This is a genomic window from Paenibacillus sp. P5_B5 (assembly GCF_056400365.1).
Genome location: NZ_JBFULK010000002.1, coordinates 438,127 through 459,509, shown reverse-complemented (window position 1 = coordinate 459,509; position 21,383 = coordinate 438,127). Strand labels below are relative to the sequence as shown.

The window sequence follows — 21,383 nt, the reverse complement described above, 5'->3', positions numbered from 1 at the left end:
CTCCTTATACTGGTTTACAGATTTCGATATCGTTGTCTTTGATCATAACTTGATAGCGTTCGCCATAGTTGAACTCATAGCAGCAGTCATCCACGAGTTCAATATTTACAGTAGGTGTTTGATCCCCTTTGTAAGGAATAAGTACAGTTACGAACGTAGCCATTCCACTGTAAGTCCCCTGGAATCGAACTCTTGTAGCGGCTCTCGCAGTATCATTCACATCGGACAGCCTTCCTGGCAGTAGCTCTGTTTCTTCCTGTGGATACGAATATATGGCTAGATTGGCAATGTCATGGGTAGCGATGACAGCATCGGGTGCTGCCTTTACCTCTGTATAATCCAAATGGAAGTACCGCTGAACCCCATTATGCTCTAACCCTTCAACTCGATCTGCAATAACAACTAGTTTGTTATCCACTAATGCCATATGACGATGATGTACAATGGGCTCATAATTCGTATGATAAGCGCTTGCTACTTGGTAGAAACCTCTATCTTCCACATTGTAAATTTTCCCGATCTTCTGTGGACCAAATTTAAATGAACCCAAATATTCGAAGTGATCCCTCTCATCAATCAGCAGAGTGGAATGATAGTTAGCGCTTTTAAATTGCTTGCGATCCTCATCATCTCTATAACAGAAAATACCCGGATCACAAATCATATTTTTGCCGAGTGCTGTAAAATCAAAGCTCATGAGATCGATATGGGCATGAGAGTTCTGTACCGGACTTCTGCAGGTAAGCAAAAAGCTCAGTGCCTCGGAGTCCCATCCACTGCGAATAATTGCTTGATGCAGAGTTCGGTTCCAGAACGTTGTCAATTTATCACACTCATAATGCTTTCCTTGAAGAGCTTTTAAATCCTCATAGAACCGCTGCACATCTAAAGCGCGCCAAACATGCTTGCTAGCCTCACGCATGGTGTCCTGAATGTCGATCAGATTTGTTGCGAGCCCTAGCCAGGTTGTATCATCTAATGCCATGTAGCCATATACCGCACCCATAACAGCCAGATTGTTGGCATGTGAATCTCCTACAGGCACACATTTTCCAGTTGGTCGCAGGGAATAAATGGAGTAGTCAAGGTTCTTGCGGTATAGCTCCATATACTTATCTGAGAACTGGAAATTAAAACGCTTGGCCAGTACGACAGCAAGCCCAAACCAGAACATACAGCCATTATGATAGGAAGGACAGCCTTCGATCTGTCCGCCGTCTTCGGTCAATTGGGCAAAACAGCATCTTTCGATCCCATCTATCGCAAAGGCTCTCCATTCCTCAGCTTCTTGCAGCTCTGGAAAGTATAGCGCCGTTGTCAGAATACCAAGACATTCCATGAGAAAATGGTTATGATCCGCCTTAGGCCAAAATATCGGCGATACCTTGCGCAAGATCTTAATTTGCTTGTAAACAGTGCCTAAATATTGTTCCAATACTTCCTCTGTAAACATCTCTGTATGTCCCAGATGCTCTAATACTAATGGCCAGGTCTTGTAATGTCGGATTCCAAGCTCCAATGCTCGCAATGGATTGCACTGTTTAAAATAGCTGATCGGATAGTCAATCATGTCATCATGGATCTCTACCGTCTCGATCCAATTCATCATCTCATCAATAACTTTACGCCCGTATTTTTCATCCTGCGTTAAGGAATACGCTTCGAGCAAATCTTGCCAGTAATTCATTCGATTGAGCTGCCAGAGAAATTCATTATCATTATGTCTGCGCTCCAACCAGCAAGGCGGATTTCCTACAAATTCACGCACACCGCCCGTACCTGGAAGTTTGACCATTCCCCGATAAGCTTCCTCTGCATTTGCTATAGTATCTTGCACGAGTTCAGGCATGTTGTCTGAAATGTACTTGCTTTTGACTGCCATAGGCTCTAATCTCGCTCGTAGGTTAGCTAATAATTCACTAGTTGAGATCGGCTCCTTCAACAAAGCTTGTATATTCATCTTTGTTTCTCCTTAAATAGGCTGTAGACTCATAGATGTCTACAGCCTATCTCAATTATCTATTTTTTCATTTCAGCAACATAGCGATCATGAGCAACTTGATTGATTTCAACCAAACGATGTACTCCAAGCTTTTCGAGTTCTTTCACGAATGCTCCATGATCTACTGGCTTAGCGCCCAAGATCCATTGCTGTCTCGCTTCAGCAATAAAAGTATCTATCTTAGGGTTAATCTTCTGAATTTCTTTTGACTCTTCCGGTGTAAATTGCAGAATAGGGTATTTATCCATGTATACATCCTTATCATGGTACATTTTAATACCTTCCATTGCTACAGGCGTTGTCCATTGTTCTTCATAGAAGAAATCTTGCTGGAAGCCAAAATTGGACTGGGCTCCTGTCTTACGGATAACATCTACAGGCGCTTTATCAGACTTCAAGACCTTATCTGTGAAGATCGGCTTGCCGTCGACCATCTTATACGTATCGCCTTCGATACCGAAGTTCGCCATACGTCTGCCTTCTTCTGTGAACCAGAAGTCAAAGTATTTAATTGTTGCAACCGGATCCGGATTGCTGTGGGAGATTCCCCATCCATACTTTTTACCACGATCCCGCACGGTAGGCTCTTTCACCTTACCATTTACGTCAGCTGGTGGAAGCACAGGACTAAATTGGAAGCCTGGAATTTTGCTTGCCAACTGATCGTTGTAATTACCCGTCGAAGCAAAGAAATCATGAGTCAAACCGCCCACGTTATCTGCAAGCAGAGTATCTCTTGCCTTGCTTCCGCGAGTAAAGATTTCTTTATCAATCAGCCCTTCTTTATACCACTGTGCCAGATTTTCCATTGCAACGCCAAATTCCTTCTCTAAAGGTCCATATTTAACTTTGCCATCAACTGCTCGAAAGCTTAGATCTGCACCCCAAAGCGCCATGAGGCCTTCCATACTGGTACCGGTAGCGTTTATATCTCTGCTGAAATATCCAACTTCGTCTTTTTTGCTGTTTCCATTTGGATCTTTAGTAGCGAATGCAATTAACACATTATGCAGTTCGTCAACGGTCTTCGGTTCTTGCAATCCTAATTTCTCCAACCAGTCTTTGCGGATAAACCAACCTTTTTCAGCTTCTCCATCTGCGATAAATGGGATATACCATATTTTTCCATTGGTATCAGAGGCTATACTTTTTACATCCGGATTGTCTGCTAAGAATTTCTTCAGATGAGGAGCATGCTGATCAATCAAATCATTGAGTGCCAGAAAAGCCCCTTCCTGACCAAACTGCATAAAATCTTTTTTATTCGCTTGCATGATATCTGGCAGGTTACCGGATGCTATTACGATGCTGAAAGTTTCAGCGAAATCTTTCACTGTACTCGGCAATGTTCCTTCCAGCGTAACATTGGTCATTTCTGCCGCTTTCACGAAGATCGGCCAATCATTTTTGAATATGCCTGAATCTTTAGTTCCCATATGAACCTTTAATTTAAGCGGCTTCTCAGAAGCCAAATACGAATCTTTATTTTGATTACCTTGTGTCGCTGTTGCTGCCGGTGTTGCTGTTGGAGCAGTTTCTTTAGATGATGATGAGCACCCAACCATAGACCCTGCCAATAATGTTGTTGCTGCTAGAAGACAAACCGTTTTTTTCATTTTCATAAAATTTCACCCCGATTTAAAATTTGAGTTTATCCTTTTACTGCTCCTACTAACATACCTTTAATAAAATATTTTTGGATATAAGGATACACAAGTACAATAGGAATAATCGAGACTATAATTGTAGCATAGGTCACGGTTTCCGCAGATATAGTTGAAGAAAAGTCCAGTGCAGCTGCAAATTCCGATTGCACGCCATTTGCCGTAATCATTTTTTTCAACAATACTTGAAGTGGAATTTTGTCTATATCAGTCAGCATGATCATCGACCAGAAATATCCATTCCATTTCTCAATGGCATAAAATAATCCAACTGTCGCGAGTCCAGGCTTCACTAACGGCAAGTACACTTTAAGTAATACCTGCAGATCGTTACCACCATCTACTTTCACCGATTCTTCTAACTCCGTTGGTACTCCTTCAAAGTTGGTGCGGAGCAAAATAACCTTAAAGGCATTACATGCAAAAGCTATAATAATACCTGTTCGGGTATTTAATAGTCCCAAATCTCTTAGAGTAAGATAAAAAGGGATCATTCCCGCATCAAACCAGAGCGTCAACGTGACTAATATCGTAAAAAACTTTCTTCCTCTCAAGCGCTTCTTCGACAAAGCATAGGCACCACAGATCGTAAAAAACATAGATACTGCTGTTCCTACCACTGTATAGAATATGGTGTTTCCATAAGCTGACCATATTTCCGGATTGCCTAAAACTTCTTTATATGCATCAAATGTAAATCCTTTGGGAAATAGAAGCACCTTACCTGTAACTACGTTAAATGGCATACTTACGGAAGCGGATAATACGTATAAAAATGGATATAACGCAGCCGTCGCCATTAGAGCTAGCAGGATATTATTGATTATCTTGAATATCTTCTCTGTTCTTGACTCAATCACACATATCACCTACCATAAACTTGAATCAGTTACTTTTTTACTAATCTTATTCGCTGTAACGACAAGAACTAAGGCTACGACGGAGTTGAACAATCCTACGGCTGTCGCGAAGTCATATCTGCCATCAATAAGCCCTGAACGATAGACATATGTACTGATGACATCCGCTGTTTCATAAGTTGCCGGCTGATAAAGCAGAATGATGGTCTCATATCCGACACTCAGCAAGTTGCCGATCTTCATAATGAACATCACTACAATGGTGGGCAGTATTCCCGGCAGTGTTACATGCAGAATCTGTTTAAATTTATTGGCTCCATCCATTTTGGCAGCTTCGTACTGCTGCGTGTCTATACCAGCAATAGCTGCAATAAAGATGATTGAAGCAAATCCCGTTTCTTTCCAAAGGTTCATGGTGGTATAGATTCCTCTGAAATAATCAGGATTGGTCAAGAAATAAATCTTCTCCATCCCAAACATTTCTAGAACGATGTTAATCAAGCCGTTTTGCGGTGCCAGGAATGTTGTTACGATCCCTGCTATGACGACTGCAGATATAAAGTGAGGCAAATATGTGAGCGTTTGCACCACTTTCCTAAAGCGATCCCGAGTAACTTCACTAATCATGATGGCCAATATAATCTGCGCTGGAAAGCAAATTAAGAGTCCATACAAGCTAAGAATGACCGTGTTTTTAAATACTCTCAAAAAGTATTCGCTTCCAATAAATTCTTTAATGTGAGCGAGCCCAAGCCATTCGCTTCCACTTATTCCTTTAAATAAGCTGAAATCTTTGAAAGCGATTTGAATTCCCCACATGGGAAGATACTTAAAGACTAGGAACCATAGCAAAAATGGAATAAGCAAGTAGTACAGCATTCGATCCCTAAATACATCTTTTTGTAATTCCTTAAAGTACGCTTTCAAATCTCCTTTAGGCCTCACCCTTTTATTAAATTTGGTAGGTGATTTTATTGGAGCAGCAGAATTTCTCATTTTCAAGTATCACCTCCTGTTTATTGTGCTTTGAACATTCAATGCTCTGCCATATCTGAATCCTATAGGAGATTACGAGAAAGAGATATCTTGAATATTTGTAGTCGTGTTTGTTTTATTGTTTTATGACTAAAATTGACGAATCCAATTAAAATCAAAAGAGAACAAAAAAACGATATTCATCGATATAAACCATAGATAAAGCGCTTTCTTGTAAGGGTTTACGTGTAGTCAAGAAATGAGTATTATTTTTTTATCTCAGCAACATATCGCTCATAAGCAGTTTGATTAATTTCGACCAAACGACGTGCACCGAGCTTTTCGAGTTCTTTAACGAATGCTTCATGATTCACTGGCTTAGCGCCTAAGATCCATTGCTGTGTATTTTCAGTAACAAAAGTCTCAACCTTAGGTAAAATCTTCTGAACCTCTTTTTGCTCTTCCGTTGTAAACTTCAGAATAGGGTATCTATCCATGAATACATCTTTTTCTTTATACATGTTAACGCCTTCTAATGCTATAGGTGTTGTCCATTGCTCTTCATAGAAGAAATCTTGTTGGAAACCAAATTCGGATTGGGCTCCTGTCCCGCGGATAACATCTATCGCTACTTTATCAGACTTCAAGACTTTATCTGTGAAAATCGGCTTGCCGTCTACCATTGTATACGTATCGCCTTCGATGCCGAAGTTCGCCATACGTCTGCCTTCTTCTGAGAACCAGAAGTCAAAGTATTTAATCGTTGCAACCGGATCGGGATTGCTATGAGAGATTCCCCAACCATGATCTTTAGCGTGCCCCCGCTTGGTAGGCTCTTTCACTACACCATTTATGTCAGCTGGCGGAAGCATAGGGTCAAATCGGAAGTCTGGAATCTTGTTTGCCAATTTATCGTTGTAATTACCCGTTGAACCAAAGTAATCATGAGTCAAACCGCCTACGTTATCTGCAAGCAGAATATCTCTTGCCTTTTTTCCGCGAGTAAAGATCTCTCTATCAATGAGCCCTTCTTTATACCACTTCGCCAGATTTTCCATAGCAACGCCATATTCCTTCTCTAAAGGTCCGAATATCACTTTGCCATCAAATGCTTGAAAGCTTCGATATGCATTCCAAAGCGCTATTGGACCGTCAAAACCGTCGGTTGTATTTCTATGGAAAAATCCAACTTCATCTTTTTTGCCGTTTCCATTAGCGTCATTATTCATGAATGCTGTTAACACATCATGCAATTCGTCAACTGTCTTCGGCTCTTGAAGTCCTAATTTCTTCAACCAGTCTTTGCGGATAAACCAACCTCTTTCAGCTTGTCCATCTGCAATAAATGGAATGTACCATATTTTTCCGTTGGTATCAGAGGCTATACTTTTTACATCCGGATTTTCAGCAAAAAATTTCTTTAGATGAGGAGCATTCTGATCAATCAAATCATTGAGTGGCAGAAAAGCCCCTTCCGAACCAAACTGCAAGAAATTCTTGGTCGTCGCTTCCATAATATCTGGCAGGTTACCCGATGCTATTACGACGCTAAAAGTTTCATTGAAATCTTTCACTGTACTCGGCAATGTTCCATCCAGCGTGACATTGGTCATTTCTGCCGCTTTCACGAAGATCGGCCAATCATTTTTGAACACGCCTGATTCTATAGTTCCCATATGAACCTTTAATTTAAGCGGCTTCTCTGAAGCCAAATACGAATTTTCATTCTGATTACCTTGTGTCGCTGTTGCTGCCGGTGTTGCTGTTGGAGCAGTTTCTTTAGATGATGATGAGCATCCAACCATAGACCCTGCCAATAATGTTGTTGCTGCTAGAAGACAAACCGTTTTTTTCATTTTCATAAAATTTCACCCCGATTTAAGATTTAGAATCTAGCCTTTTACTGACATGAAAACGTTTGCAAAATTACATCTTTTTCAATTATCACCTCCTGCTATTGTTCTCTTCCATAATTTGTATCGTATAAGAGATTTCGAGAAAGAGATATCTTGAATATTTGTTGTTGTGTTTGTTTTATTGTTTTATGTCGAAAAATGACGAAACGTGTTAAGATTGAAAGAGAACAAGAAATCGATATTTATCGATATAAACCATAGATAAAGCGCTTTCTTGTAAGGGTTTACGTGTAGTCAAGAAATGAGTATTGCATCCATTCATTAAATTTTCCTTAGGACGCAAACTCAAAAATGATGTAGACTTGAGACGATTCGATTCATAATGATGATTTGAAGAGGAGTATTGAATGATGGTTAAGAAGAAGTTTTTGTACAAGATGCTGACCTTATTTATCGTTATTGTCCTGCTATATTCATTTATCACCTCATCGATCATTTTTTATAAAAGTTACCAAATGTCAGATACTCAATACAATCACAGCAACCAATTATATATTGACCAGAACAGCAATTATGCTGACTTCAAGCTCCGCACTGCAATGGAACTTGTATATAAGATATCTACCCTGCAAAGTTTAATCGATTATCGCTATAGTTCCGATACGAATTATTTACATGTTGCGAAATTATATAATGATCTGAACGCTCAGTTGCAAGGTTTTGGCCAGTTAGGCTTCAGCTTTGGTATTACCAAGCTGACAGATGACCTGGTAATATCAGCTGCAGGAACCTATAGTATTAAAAATTATTTGAATGAACTCGGTATAGATGCAGAAGCATTGGATGGCTTTCGTAATATGGAAAATCCATTTCTTGCGCTCAATACCTATGTCGTCCCACAATCAATGTCGAAGAAACCTGACAAAATCGTGATGATTCATCAAATTGTAAATTCTAAAGAGGATCCTCTTTATTTCTTTATTGTTGTCGACAGCATCTCTTTGTTACCTGGAATTGTCGGTGATTCTAATGGAAATTTCTATCTATATACAGATGAAATGATCAGTTCCTATATAAATAATAACGATCTGGATACAGAGATCTTTGCTCGAATCGATGCACTGAACGATCAAGAAAATATTAACCACTTAAAAATGGGATCAACCAACAATTATATTCATCCTTCAAAGGTGATACCAAATCTTAAATATGTTTACTCAAGTGAAGCGACTTCATTTAGCACGATCTTTTCCCAAATATGGAAGACAGCGTTATTCCCTAGTGTACTTTTGCTGCTGCTAGGTATCATACTGGCTTACATGGCTACGAGGTCAAGTTATAAGCCGATTCGTCAACTGCTTCAGTTTCTGGATGAGCACAAAGGAAATACAACTGCTTCTTCAAATGAACAAGCAGACGAAATTAATGAACTCGCTTACATTCAGTCTAGCATTGAGCAGGTGTATTCTATCAATCATGCTTTACAAGATAAGCTGGATTATTCCTTTATACATTTACGGGAGGATTTCTTCCGGAAGGTCATATACGGAATTGCAAGTGAGGAGTTTATTCAAGAAAATCTCTCTCTACTTCAATTAGAGAGATTTCAAGAAAATTTGAATATCATCCTATTGGAATGTGAAGGAATTGAAGCCTTGGGAAAGACGATACCTGTTCCAAATCTATCCTTGATTTTCAATACGCTAATCAGGGAGATTCAGTGTGAATACGAAGATTTCTTTACTTTGCCATTAGATAAGAATAAATACTGTATTATTTTTAATCGCATTTCATCCGAGTCCTTGAAGCAAATTGCTGAAACTGTTGTCAATACAATCGAAAAAGATCTATCACTTGATATTACAGCATGCATATCTAGTACATATCAACTGGGTGAGTTGACTTCCGCACTGCAAGAGCTGCTTCGGATGAGCAATTATCATTATGCGACTACAAACAAGGTGTTAACCTCTCAGTGTATTAAAGATCTCGAAGAAGAGGTTTATTATTATCCTATTGAGACTGAAACTTGCTTAATTAAATATGTCAATTCGAATGAATTGGGCAAAGCATACGATCTGCTCAAAAATCTTCTGGATCATAGTATAAATCATTCAACACTTAGTCCTGTGAATCTGTCGAATTTGAAGCATTCAATCCTAACCACCTTTAAACGATGCTTAAATACAAGCGGAACAACATTGAATCAATTTGTAAAGGAATATCCTGACCTATTGAATGAGTTTATGGAGGTTCCTGTTTCGAAGTTTACAGAAAAAACCTTTGCGTTGTTTGAATTGATCTTTAATTATTGCAACAAGGATAAGTTCAGCCTAGAGAGTTCTACCGCTTCCCAAATATTTATTTATATCCATAAGAACTTTGATAAAGATATATCGTTAACAGACATTGCGGACGAATTTAACCTGTCTGAAAGCTATGTCAGCAAGCTATTAAAGAATTCACTGGACATTAACTTTAAACAATATGTCAATACATTGAAGGTGAAAAGAGCCAAGGAACTTCTAAATGAGGGGAATTATAAGGTTCATGAAGTTGCAGCAATTGTCGGATGCAATAATACCAATACTTTCATTCGAATTTTCAAGCAATATATTGGCGTATCTCCCGGGGAATATGTCAAGAACCTGAATTAACTTCCGAGCTTATTGGAATCACGATTTCTTGCTGTTATATTGAATTTCATTACAACAACAAATAGTAAGGATATACCTCTCATTCTATTAACATTACAATAAACGTATCTTGGCATCAAAAGACCTTAGAATTGAGAGGAGATACATTAAATGAACCATCACCCGGAATGGCTAGATCATGCTTATATGGAATCAATAAAGAAGATCAACAAAATAAGTAAAAAAGTTGGAGTAAGCTTTCCACATGTGTGCTTGAATGGCAGCTACAATTGTGAAGGCGCTTCCTTCTGGACCTCTGGATTTTGGGGAGGCTTGCTCTGGCTGGCCTATCGTGAAACGAAAGATGAATCCTTAAAAAAAATAGCAATAAACATTGAGCAAGAACTAAACGTTCCATTGCTTGACTTTTATGATATTCATCATGATGTTGGATTTATGTACTTGCCAACAGCTGTTGTTAACTATCAATGGACAGGAAATGAAGAATCCCGGAGATCAGGTCTGATTGCAGCCAGCCATCTGGCAGGAAGATTCAACCTTAAAGGGCAATTTATCAGGGCATGGACAGATAAAGTCAATCCGAATAGTACAGGCTGGGCTATTATTGATTGCCTAATGAATCTACCATTGCTGTTCTGGGCTTCGAAGGAAGAGCATGATCCTCGCTTTAAACATATCGCGATTGCACATGCAGATACCGTACTTAAACATTTTGTAAGAGATGACTGGACAGTCCCTCATGTTGTAAGCTTCGATCCGGAGAGTGGAGAGAAGATTGAGAACCTTGGAGGGCAAGGTCTTGGTCCAGATTCTGCGTGGTCGAGAGGACAGTCCTGGGCGATCTATGGCTTTGCGATTGCAGCGCGTGAGACAGGTAAGACCGAATACCTGACAGCCTCCAAAAATATCGCAAACTACTTCTTGTCCCATCTTCCTGAGGATCAAGTTCCTTATTGGGATTTCAGAACAGCAGACAAGGATAAATTCGTTCGTGACTCTACAGCTGCTGCCTGTACTGCAAGTGGTCTGCTTGAGCTAAGTATGCTACTCACAGATCATACAGAAAGAACCTTCTACTATGAAAGTGCTTTGGCCATACTCAAAGGGCTTTATGAGAACTACGCTGATTTCAGCGACCAGCAGGATGCTATTCTTACTAAGGGAACCGTTTCTTATCCTGTAAATAAGCATGTGAATGTGCCGATTATCTATGGAGATTACTATTTTGTAGAGGCACTTGCCAAAGTGAAAGGTCTATCAGGATTGTTCTAATAAATAATATCTTAATTACGAACTCGAATTGTCATATGACAATCCGAGTTCGACTTTATTAGGCCTCATCAATTTTGAAACGAAAGTAAGCGCAAAAAAAGACACCCCATGGGTGCCTTTTATATTTTTAATTATCTTTTAAGCTCTTAAGATTAATCGATCCCTTCAGCCTGGAAACTTCCTTAAGGTTAGAACCGTCGTCTTTAACCATAAATACACCATTAGAAATGGTATAGGAAACGAATTCACCCAGAACATTCATATTATCGATACGTTTCCAAGCGCCAGAACGCCCAACTTCCAAAGGTGCTTTCACTAATTGTACTTTCGTACCATCAGAAATTCTAACTCTAAACAGGAATTGGTAGGAATCACCCATATGCTGATCCTCTTCGGTGTAATAGATATACCCTCCGTCAATTTCCATGATTTCTTGACCTGGCATTCCTAACTTGCAAATAACCCTTTTGTTAGAACCGTCCAAGTTCATTTCACTTAATGTTTTAGAATTTTCGTCAATATAATATATCTTGCCATTTGAAATGTATGAATGCTTCACATCGGCATTAGAAGACAGTTTAGTTTTAATGCTGCCATCAAGGGCCATTCTATATAGCGTCCAACGATTGTTCTCAAAATATCCATAGTAGATCCAATTATCTAATACATGATGAATGAAAGAATCATTTTTTGAAAGCTTTGTTTTCTCCCCGTTATGTAACTTATAGATTGCATAATCTACATCTGAATCCGTAAACCATATTTCATCATTTTTGATATAAGCTGTATCTTGCATGAGGATACCTTTTCCTACTATTTCTCGAGTAGTAGAATGATCTTCACTTACCTTCACAACATTTCCTTCGGAATAATAATACTGATTGCCATCCTGCGCCATAACAAAATGCATTCTTTCTTTATCATCAAATTCAATTGTCTTTATAATGGTTCCATCAAGATTGATTTTATGAACATAATCTGAATCTGATTGAATCCCTTCGTTTCTTATGTAAAAATATCCCTCAGCTGCTCCCCATACACTTAATTCTCCTTGTTCCCCATCACTATACTCTAAATCTTTTTTAAAACTCGTGCCGTCAGAATAAACGTAAAGAATTGCTCGCCCACTCGTATATACAACGCGAGGCTTCAATGTTCTCTCAAGTTCAACCAACGTACTTTCTGAAATCGTCTTAACCTCATTGCTTATTAGGATGATCCCATTTTTATAATAAAGCTTCTTGTGAAACAAATCTTCCACAACTTGCCTTAAAGGTAAATAGGTTATGCCATTCATAGTTTTACTGGCAACATTCATATTAATTTTTCGATCATTGATATTAATTGTTGTGTCACCTAACCGAATTCGGGCTATGTCACTATTAATCTTTATAGTGATTTCTTGTGCCTCCGGGTCCCATGATATATCTCCACCAAGTTTGTCCGTTAGAAACCTTAAAGGTACCATCGTATTACCATTCTCAACAAAAGGAACGATCTGTTTATCATTTTCATCAATTCTGCCTTGTTTGCCATTCACATAAACTTTGGAACTATTGACGCTTAAAACGATTGCATCTTGAATTTCAGATTCGACATTTACTTCAGCCGCTGCTGTTTGTACTGCATTAAAGCCGCTAAAAAATAAAGCTGCGATAATTAGCACTTTCTTTAGCACCTAACTCACCTCTTATTAATTAATAGAATTTTCCAACAATATCGTAACATTAAACTCCTATTACTTCAATAAAATAGGAGGCTTTCAAGAATGCTAGATTACCACTAGCCACTTTACATCAGAGCAAGAATATCATCTTCGTGGCTATTAATAATATCCCTCCAAATGTGGAATGGTAATGAAGTGTTTTTTTACCATTATTCATAGTTAGGGGATTAATAAATGGGTTTGTATAAGGATACGTTACAGGAACACGCGCATAAGCTTGCACTTGAACACGATCCCCACGGAAAGCACACCTCAGCAAAAGCGTTATGGAATCGGTTGGAATCCGATATCGAGGAGCTGCGAACCTTCATTAAAGAGCTCCATGATCATCGCAGCGCTTGCGTGCAGGCTGCTGAGGAGTGGCTGCTGGATCATTCCGAATTTCTAGAGGCTGAGGTATCAGGGATTCAAGAAGAAATAGCTCTACTCCGCGTAGAGCCTCTTCCCACATTGGACAAAAGCTCTCAGCTTAGAGTCTCTTCAATCTGCGAAGCTTATCTGGAACAAACGGACGGCCTTCTGAATGAAGAGAGCTTTACAGCTTATTTCAACTCGTATCAAGAAGTATCCGTGCTCTCAATCGCGGAGGCTTGGTCCATTCCATTATTTATGAAAATGGAGATGATTCGCCGTCTCGCATCCCTCATTCTGCCTGTTAAGGAACGGCGCACCATCTGTACACTCGTGGAGCGAATGCTGTCGGGAATTGATCCTGCAGAACTGACGCCAGAGCGCTTAAAGCAGGCTTTGGATGATGCGAACGTGGAATTGCCGTTATCAGGGGCACTGATTGTCCATCTTGTTAAGCATCTAAGGGAGTATGCGGAGGATTCAGCGCACATCGGAGAGTGGCTGATTTGCAAGCTGGAAAACCCGCCTGAAAGTCTGGATTCCATTCTCACTTACGAATACCAGCTTCAGGCTGAGTATCAGGTAAGTACAGGCAATGTAATCGCCAGCTTGCGTAAGCTCTCCCGCTTGATGTGGAGTGAGATGTTCGAACAGATCAGCGTAGTAGAGCAATCGCTTCGAGAAGAACAGATAGGCGACTACCCAAGGTTGGATGGTGCGAGCCGCCATACATTACGTTACCGGGTGGAACAGTTATCCCGGCGTATGAAGGTGCCCGAAAAATTAGTCGCAACTCAAGCTGTTCAATTGGCAAACGTTAAATATGAAGCTGCAATGAAAGGAAGCCCCGCTTCATTGCCGCCCAGAAATGTAAATGCTGCTTATTATTTGCTTGAAGCACAAGGAATGAAGGAGCTGCAGCAGGCGTTAAAGCTATGCGGAAAAGCAGGATCCCTTCCAGAGACCGGGATTAAAATGCGCGCGACCGGCTTGTATCTAAACCTGATGGCGTTCAGCATGGTTGCTGCCCTAATCCTATTATCCGCATGGGTCATCGGCTCGGCAACCGCCATATCCCTGATAGGCTTGGCGTCCGTATTGCTTCTGCTCGCCTTGCCGGCAAGCGAATTTGGGGTCTCAGCTGTTCATTGGCTTATAGAACGTACGATACCGCCCACACGATTGCTGAGATATGATTTTTCTAAGGGCGTGCCTGAGGATGCTGCGACGATGGTTGTCATGCCTGTCATCTGGTCCAGGCTCGAAGATGTGAAAGGTACAACCGAACGCTTGGAGCTGAATTATTTAGCGAATCGAGCCCCCCACATTCACTACGCCATTCTTAGTGATTTCAAGGATGCAGATATTGAGCATTCTCCTGAGGATGAAGGTATGTTAAGTTTGGCGAAGGACGAGATCGAACGACTGAATCATACCTACCCGAATAGCACCTTCCACCTATTTCATCGTCGTAGAAAATGGAATCCCTCTGAACAAACTTGGATGGGATGGGAACGTAAACGCGGAAAGTTGGAGGAGTTTGTTAAGCTGCTCCGGGGAATCAAAGGAACTAGCTACAGCACCATCCTTGGCGATTCAGCCGTTTTAAACAAAATTCGTTACGTGATTACACTGGATGCAGACACACGGTTGCCTCTCGAAAGTGCACATCGGTTGATCGGCGCCATGCATCTCCCTTTTAACCGGCCCCGGTTGAATGATAGCAGGACCCGAGTGATAGATGGCTACGGAGTACTTCAACCTCGGATCGCGTTGACTTATGAAAGTGCGCAGAAATCGAGGCTGTCCAATTTATGGGCCTATGAGGCTGGCCTTGATCCATACGCATTCGCGGTTTCGGATCCTTATCAGGATGCATTTGGACAAGGCATATTTACGGGCAAAGGGATTTTCGATGTAGACACTTTCAATGATGTGCTCAGCAGCCGATTTCCGGAAAATACGGTTCTCAGCCATGATCTGCTTGAGGGTGGTTTCTTGAGGGCTGGACTCCTTACGGATATTGAACTCATTGATGATCACCCTCCTACCTTCATGTCACATCAAAAACGGCTTCACCGCTGGACCCGCGGAGATTGGCAGTTGCTACCTTGGCTGAAGCGTAAAATCCGAAATGGCAAGGGCGAGCTTATGCCGACGCATTTATCCGTGGTAACTAGATGGCAGATTATAGACAATCTCAGGCGCAGCTTGCTTCAACCTGTGCTAATGGCGATCATGCTGCTGGCAAGCCCTATACTTCCAGGCTCACCGATGCGCTGGTACGGAATCGTGCTGCTTATAATGTTCCTTCCGCTGCTCCGACAGCTGGTCACCTTAAAGGTAATCCTGAATCGGCCAAGGAGCTTGCTTCACACAGTGGGTCACATACTAATAGCGTTCATGACTCTCCCATTCCAGAGTATTATGCTGCTTGATGCCATCATTAGAACGCTGTACCGTTTAACCATTTCGAAGCGCAGACTTCTCGAATGGGTGAATCAAGCAGAGGTAGAAAGGTTAAGCGGGAAAACAGGCGCTCCTCCAATGTCCGGACTTTACGGCGGATATATCTTGATTGCACTCATGGCATCAGGAGCATTATGGAGCGGATCAGCTGCAGTACAAGCGATCAGTCTGACCATCGTTGTAGTATGGAGTGTTGCACCGCTGGTAATCCGATGGTTTGATCAGTCACCGGTTCGCATTACGGAAATATTAACTCCACAAGAGACCGAGGAGTTGCGTAAGCTATCCCATGACATTTGGTCCTTCTACGAGGATTTTGTGACGGTACAAGACAACTGGCTGCCGCCCGATAACGTCCAGATTGAATCAGACAAGGGGATTGCACATCGGACCTCCCCTACAAATATCGGGATGTACGTAACATGTACACTAGCTGCCAGAGATTTCGGGTTTATTGATACACCGGGACTTGTCGAGCGTCTAGAACGAACGGTGGATACAATCGAGCGAATGGAAAAATGGGAGGGTCACCTCTACAATTGGTACGATACAGAAACACTGGCTCCGCTATTGCCCGTGTACGTGTCTACCGTCGATTCTGGGAATTTTGTCGCTTCCTTGATAACGGCTAAGGAAGGCTTGCTTGAATGGCTGCAGAACGACAAAGATCAGATTTTAAAGCAGGTTAACCGTAAATACCCTAAACAATGGTCAAACGAGCAATTTGGAGTCGCCTTCGCGGAGGAGCCCGGCTTAGTTACTGAAGCAGACTTGTTGACTCGTGGGGAACGATTGGCAGCTAGGATCGATACATTAGTTCATAAAACCGACTTTCGTCCACTTTACGACACGAATACAAACCTCTTCTCTCTTGGGTATCACGTAAACCAAGGCATTCGGGATACCGTACTTTACGATCTGTTGGCATCTGAGGCGCGACAAGCCAGCTTCGTTGCCATTGCTTTAGGACAAATTTCTGTCTCGCATTGGAATGTGCTTGGAAGAACACTGACAAAGGTTGGTAGCCGGCCGGTGTTGCTCTCCTGGTCTGCAACGATGTTCGAGTATTTGATGCCATGTCTATTGATGAAGACGTATCGCAATACGATATGGGACAGTACCTGCCAAGGTGTGGTAGAACGCCAAATCGTTTACGCGCAGGAACGAGGCGTTCCGTTCGGGATCTCCGAATCCGGTTATTTCGCCTTTGATTTCCAAATGAACTACCAATATAGAGCGTTCGGAGTACCCGGCCTCGGATTTAAGCGTGGACTTGAGCAGGATCTTGTCCTTGCGCCGTATGCAACGACAATGGCATTGCCGTATGCAACGAAGGAAGGGCTCAAAGCGTTGAAACAGATGGATCAGTTAGGCGGACGCGGTAAATATGGCTATTACGAAGCGTTGGATTTCACGCCGAAACGGATGCCGGCAGGCCACAGTCATAAAGTGATCCGCAGCTTTATGGCACATCATCAGGGAATGAGCATGCTTACTTTGTCCAATCTGCTATTGCCGACCACCATGTTCGAACGGTTTCATCGGAACAAGGAGGTGCGTGCTGCCGAATTGTTGCTTCAGGAACGCATAGTGCGGCCTATGAAGTGGATCAAGCATCCTGCGCTGTATCGTTCATCGGTTCGCGAAGAGAAAGCTGTGAAAGAGGTTAGCCCTGTCCGGGAGTTTACGTCTCCTCACACCGCTACGCCGGAAACATGCCTGCTGTCGAATGGACGCTTCACTACGATGGTAACCGTTAGCGGTAGCGGTTATAGCAGCTGGGAAGGACTTTCTATCTCCAGATGGAGAGAAGAGCCTGTTATGGATTCCTGGGGGAGCTATATTTACATACGAGATGTCATGTCTGATCAGATCTGGTCTCCTTCGTACCAGCCTTGCAGAATAGAATCGCCAGAACAACGTGTCTGCTTCGAACCGGACAAAGCGACTTTCGTACGCAAAGATAACTCTGTAGAAACATGCATGGAAATATGTGTCTCTCCTGAGACTGATGCTGAAGTGCGCCGCATCACATTAACGAATCGGGGAGATCAAGCAAAAGTCCTTGAAATCACGTCCTTTATGGAGCTTGCGCTCTCGAACCCTATTGCGGATGATGCCCATCCTGCTTTCAGCAAGCTGTTTATCCGCACTGCGTATGATCATGAAAGTGGATGCCTTGTTGCCAGCAGACGCAAACGGGAGGCAAAGGATAGGTCGCTCTGGGCCGCCCATCTGCTCACAACTGAATGCCACACGCTGGGAACGGCGGAGTTTGAGACAGATCGGGCCGCTTTCATCGGAAGAGGATATCGGATAGCGGAGCCGCAATCTCTCCGCTCCTCCCTGAAAGGGAAAACCGGGTCTGTAGCCGATCCCGCCTTCGTCATGCGGCACCGCGTGCGAGTGGAACCTGGTGAGCAGGTTCACCTGTATGCAGTGACAGCAGTAGCCGAGTCGAAAGAAGAAGCAGTGGAAATTGCCTCCAAGCTGACAAAGGCACAAGCAGTTGAACGAAGCTTCCAGCTTGCCTGGACTCGCAGCCGAATCGAGCTTCGCAATCTTGGCATGGATCTGTTTGAATCCTTTTCTTTTCAGTCACTTGCTGCTCAAGTTCTACACACGCCACCTCTCCGAAACGAACGCAGTCTGCGTATCGCCGCAAATTCGAAGGGACAGTCTGGACTATGGTCCTTCGGTATTTCTGGTGATCGACCGATCATCGCGGTACGAATCGACAACCAGAGCCATATGCCGTTTATCATTAAGTTGTTGACAGGGCTCGAATATTTGAGAAGACTGGGGCTGCGCGTTGACCTTGTCATTCTGAACCAATCTGAAGAAGGCTATCAGCAAAATCTGCAGGAAGCTCTTGACCGCGCTGTAGAGCATGGTGTTGATCGCTTCGGAGCAGGGGGTGTCGGAATTCATGTCATTCCAGACAACCGACTAAGTGACGAAGAACGAACGCTTCTTTTGGCAGTTGCCCGGGTAGTGCTGCGAGCCAGTGGCCCAAGCATATCTGGCCAACTTCGTTTGCGGCAGCGTGCTGGTGGGGCCAAGTGGCCGGAACCGCTTAAGCGGGCAGCTGAACCGGATCGACTTCAAGCTGACCTGCCCCAAGCGCCATCTCTCGAGGCAAGAGAGCTTCTCTTCTATAACGGCTGGGGTGGATTTACTGCAGATGGCAAGCAATATAAACTCTTGATCAAGGATGGAAAGCATCTGCCAGCGCCATGGATCAACGTCCTTGCCAACCCTAGCTTCGGTGCCTTTGTCTCCGAGCTCGGTACTGGATATACCTTCTGGAGAAACAGCCGGGAATGCAAGTTGACACCATGGTCAAATGATCCGGTATTAGACCCGCATGGGGAACTCGGATATGTACGGGATGAGGATTCAGGTGACCTATGGACGATCACTCCATCGGCTGGTAAGGATGAGATTCCTTATATAATCACCCACGGCTTGGGCTTTACGACTTTTGATCATGAGCGTCTGGGGATCCGGCACAGGATGACCGTATTCGTCCCTAGAGAGGATCCCGTCAAAATTATACGGTTGAGGATCAAGAACACCTCATCCGTACATAGACGACTATCTGTTTCCTATTATGCCGAATGGGTACTCGGTGTGCAGCGCCAATCGAACGCTCCCTACATCGTAAGTGAGTGGAATGAAGAAGCTGCTATTCTGACTGCACAGAACCGATATCAAGAAAATTTCCGGGATGCGACTGCATTCCTGGGGATCTTCGCCCAGAACAACTCAGTCTCCAACAACATATCTTGGACCACAGATCAGCTGGAGTTTATCGGAAGGAACGGAAGCCTGGACCATCCCGCGGCGCTAAACCGCACCAGTCTGTCTGGGCGAACTGGGGTACATTATGCAAACTGCGGTGCAATCCAGCGGAAGCTGAATCTGGAGTCTGGCGAGGAGAAAGAGATCATAATCTTGCTCGGATGCGCATCTTCCAAGACCGAAGCAGCAAGCCTAGCTCAGCGATACAGCGACACATCGCACTGTGCTGAAGCTTGGAAAGAGAATGCAGACTACTGGGATCGAACGCTAGGCCAGATCGTTGTAGAGACTCCCTCTACCGAGACCAATATTCTCCTTAACGGTTGGCTGCTCTACCAATCGCTCGCTTGCCGCATGTGGGCCCGTACTGCCTTCTATCAAGCAGGAGGTGCATTCGGATTCCGCGATCAGCTGCAGGATTCACTCGCATTCCTCCATACAGCACCCAGTCTTACGAGGAAGCAGATTCTCATCCATGCAGCCCATCAATATGAGCAAGGAGATGTGCAGCACTGGTGGCATGAGGAAACAGCCCGCGGCATCCGAACGCTATTCTCCGATGATCTGCTTTGGCTTCCTTATTCGGTAGCCCGATATGTGGAGCATACGGGGGATGATACTCTTCTCGACGAGATTGTACCCTATATTACGAGTGAACCGTTGAAGGAAGACGAGCATGAGCGATATGAGGAAACGGTACAGTCTGGCAAAAGCGGTACGGTGTATGAGCATTGCATACAGGCAATCGACAAAGCGCTGCAAAGAATCGGCGAACATGGACTACCCCTCATTGGGGTTGGGGATTGGAATGACGGCTTGAATTTGGTTGGTCATGAAGGACGTGGCGAGAGTGTTTGGCTCGGTTGGTTTCTATGCGAGATACTGCAGCGGTTTAAGCAACTAAGCGGGGAACGCGGCGAGACTGAACGAGAGACACACTACAATCAAATCCGCGATCAGCTGGCGCAAGCGATCCATGACCATGGTTGGGACGGGCAGTGGTATCGGAGAGCATTCACGGATTCCGGTGCTTGGCTCGGTTCTATCTATAACAAAGAATGCCGAATCGATTCCATAGCGCAATCCTGGTCCGTTATCTCGGGAGCAGCACCGCAGGATCGCGCTCATCAAGCTATGCAATCGTTCGATCGTGAGCTGGTAGACCGCGGGCTATCCGTAGTGAAGCTCTTAACACCTCCATTTGATCACACCGAACCAAGTCCGGGATATATTCAGGGGTATCCGCCGGGCATTCGCGAGAATGGGGCGCAATACACCCACGGAGTCATCTGGAGTATAAACGCTTGGAGCAAGCTGGGGCAAGGTGATAAAGCGTTCGAGCTATTCCATATGCTTAACCCGATTAATCATACACGTACTGAACATGAAGTACGAAGATACGTCGGGGAGCCATACGTAATGGCCGCTGATATCTATACCTCTGAGCCTCATCTTGGACATGCAGGCTGGACATGGTATACCGGCGCTGCAGGTTGGATGTATCAGAGCGGGATCGAGTCGATCTTGGGGCTCCGAAGACAAGGAAACCAACTCTACTTGAATCCGTGCATTCCTTGCGAGTGGCCTGGCTTCAAAGCTACCTATCGGTATGGTAACACAAAGTATTTCCTTGTTTTCAACAAGGATCCCGTTACAGAAGAAGATCTGAAGGCTGGACCTGACACATATATTGAACTGTCAGACGATGGCGGAGAACATCACATTTCAGTTAGATTATAATAAAGGG

At 43.3% G+C, this 21,383-nt stretch carries 9 protein-coding genes; 3 read left to right on the top strand and 6 right to left on the bottom strand.

Features of this window, described 5'->3' with window-relative positions; genetic code table 11:
* Positions 1 to 4: 4 nt before the first annotated feature.
* The 5 genes from AC1DOK_RS04755 to AC1DOK_RS04735 form a co-directional block, all read right to left on the bottom strand.
* On the bottom strand, positions 5 to 1,960 hold the full coding sequence (locus AC1DOK_RS04755) for an alginate lyase family protein (protein WP_477553079.1): 1,956 nt from the start codon (positions 1,958 to 1,960) through the stop codon (positions 5 to 7).
* A gap of 59 nt (positions 1,961 to 2,019) precedes the next feature.
* Complete coding sequence (locus AC1DOK_RS04750; RefSeq protein ID WP_477553078.1) at positions 2,020 to 3,624, bottom strand: type 2 periplasmic-binding domain-containing protein; 1,605 nt, start codon at positions 3,622 to 3,624, stop codon at positions 2,020 to 2,022.
* 29 nt (positions 3,625 to 3,653) lie between these two features.
* Complete coding sequence (locus AC1DOK_RS04745) at positions 3,654 to 4,526, bottom strand: carbohydrate ABC transporter permease (RefSeq protein ID WP_477553077.1); 873 nt, start codon at positions 4,524 to 4,526, stop codon at positions 3,654 to 3,656.
* Between the two features lie 9 nt (positions 4,527 to 4,535).
* Positions 4,536 to 5,522 (bottom strand): ABC transporter permease, encoded by a 987-nt coding sequence (locus AC1DOK_RS04740; RefSeq protein WP_477553103.1) that lies wholly within the window; start codon positions 5,520 to 5,522, stop codon positions 4,536 to 4,538.
* Between the two features lie 245 nt (positions 5,523 to 5,767).
* A complete protein-coding gene (locus tag AC1DOK_RS04735; RefSeq protein ID WP_477553076.1) occupies positions 5,768 to 7,363 on the bottom strand; it encodes a type 2 periplasmic-binding domain-containing protein in 1,596 nt (531 codons plus the stop codon).
* Between the two features lie 404 nt (positions 7,364 to 7,767).
* Here AC1DOK_RS04735 and AC1DOK_RS04730 point away from each other — a divergent pair, with 404 nt between their 5' ends.
* A complete protein-coding gene (locus AC1DOK_RS04730; protein WP_477553075.1) occupies positions 7,768 to 10,014 on the top strand; it encodes a helix-turn-helix domain-containing protein in 2,247 nt (748 codons plus the stop codon).
* A 150-nt stretch (positions 10,015 to 10,164) separates the two neighbouring features.
* A complete protein-coding gene (locus AC1DOK_RS04725) occupies positions 10,165 to 11,286 on the top strand; it encodes a glycoside hydrolase family 88 protein (protein WP_477553074.1) in 1,122 nt (373 codons plus the stop codon).
* Positions 11,287 to 11,413: 127 nt separating this feature from the next.
* On the opposite strand, the gene AC1DOK_RS04720 is transcribed toward AC1DOK_RS04725, so the two are convergent.
* Complete coding sequence (locus AC1DOK_RS04720) at positions 11,414 to 12,964, bottom strand: DUF5050 domain-containing protein (RefSeq protein WP_477553073.1); 1,551 nt, start codon at positions 12,962 to 12,964, stop codon at positions 11,414 to 11,416.
* A 222-nt stretch (positions 12,965 to 13,186) separates the two neighbouring features.
* Between AC1DOK_RS04720 and AC1DOK_RS04715 the strand changes: the two genes are divergently transcribed.
* Positions 13,187 to 21,376 carry a GH36-type glycosyl hydrolase domain-containing protein gene (locus tag AC1DOK_RS04715; RefSeq protein ID WP_477553072.1) on the top strand — a complete coding sequence of 2,730 codons (8,190 nt, stop codon included), beginning with the start codon at positions 13,187 to 13,189 and terminating at the stop codon, positions 21,374 to 21,376.
* Positions 21,377 to 21,383: the final 7 nt, after the last annotated feature.

What these genes read in the sequence shown, in the direction of transcription:
- AC1DOK_RS04755 (WP_477553079.1), bottom strand. Translation starts at nt 1,960, where the DNA reads ATGAATATACAAGCTTTGTTGAAGGAGCCGATCTCAACTAGTGAATTA.
- AC1DOK_RS04750 (WP_477553078.1), bottom strand. Translation starts at nt 3,624, where the DNA reads ATGAAAATGAAAAAAACGGTTTGTCTTCTAGCAGCAACAACATTATTG.
- AC1DOK_RS04740 (WP_477553103.1), bottom strand. Translation starts at nt 5,522, where the DNA reads ATGAGAAATTCTGCTGCTCCAATAAAATCACCTACCAAATTTAATAAA.
- AC1DOK_RS04735 (WP_477553076.1), bottom strand. Translation starts at nt 7,363, where the DNA reads ATGAAAATGAAAAAAACGGTTTGTCTTCTAGCAGCAACAACATTATTG.
- AC1DOK_RS04730 (WP_477553075.1), top strand. Translation starts at nt 7,768, where the DNA reads ATGGTTAAGAAGAAGTTTTTGTACAAGATGCTGACCTTATTTATCGTT.
- AC1DOK_RS04725 (WP_477553074.1), top strand. Translation starts at nt 10,165, where the DNA reads ATGAACCATCACCCGGAATGGCTAGATCATGCTTATATGGAATCAATA.
- AC1DOK_RS04715 (WP_477553072.1), top strand. Translation starts at nt 13,187, where the DNA reads ATGGGTTTGTATAAGGATACGTTACAGGAACACGCGCATAAGCTTGCA.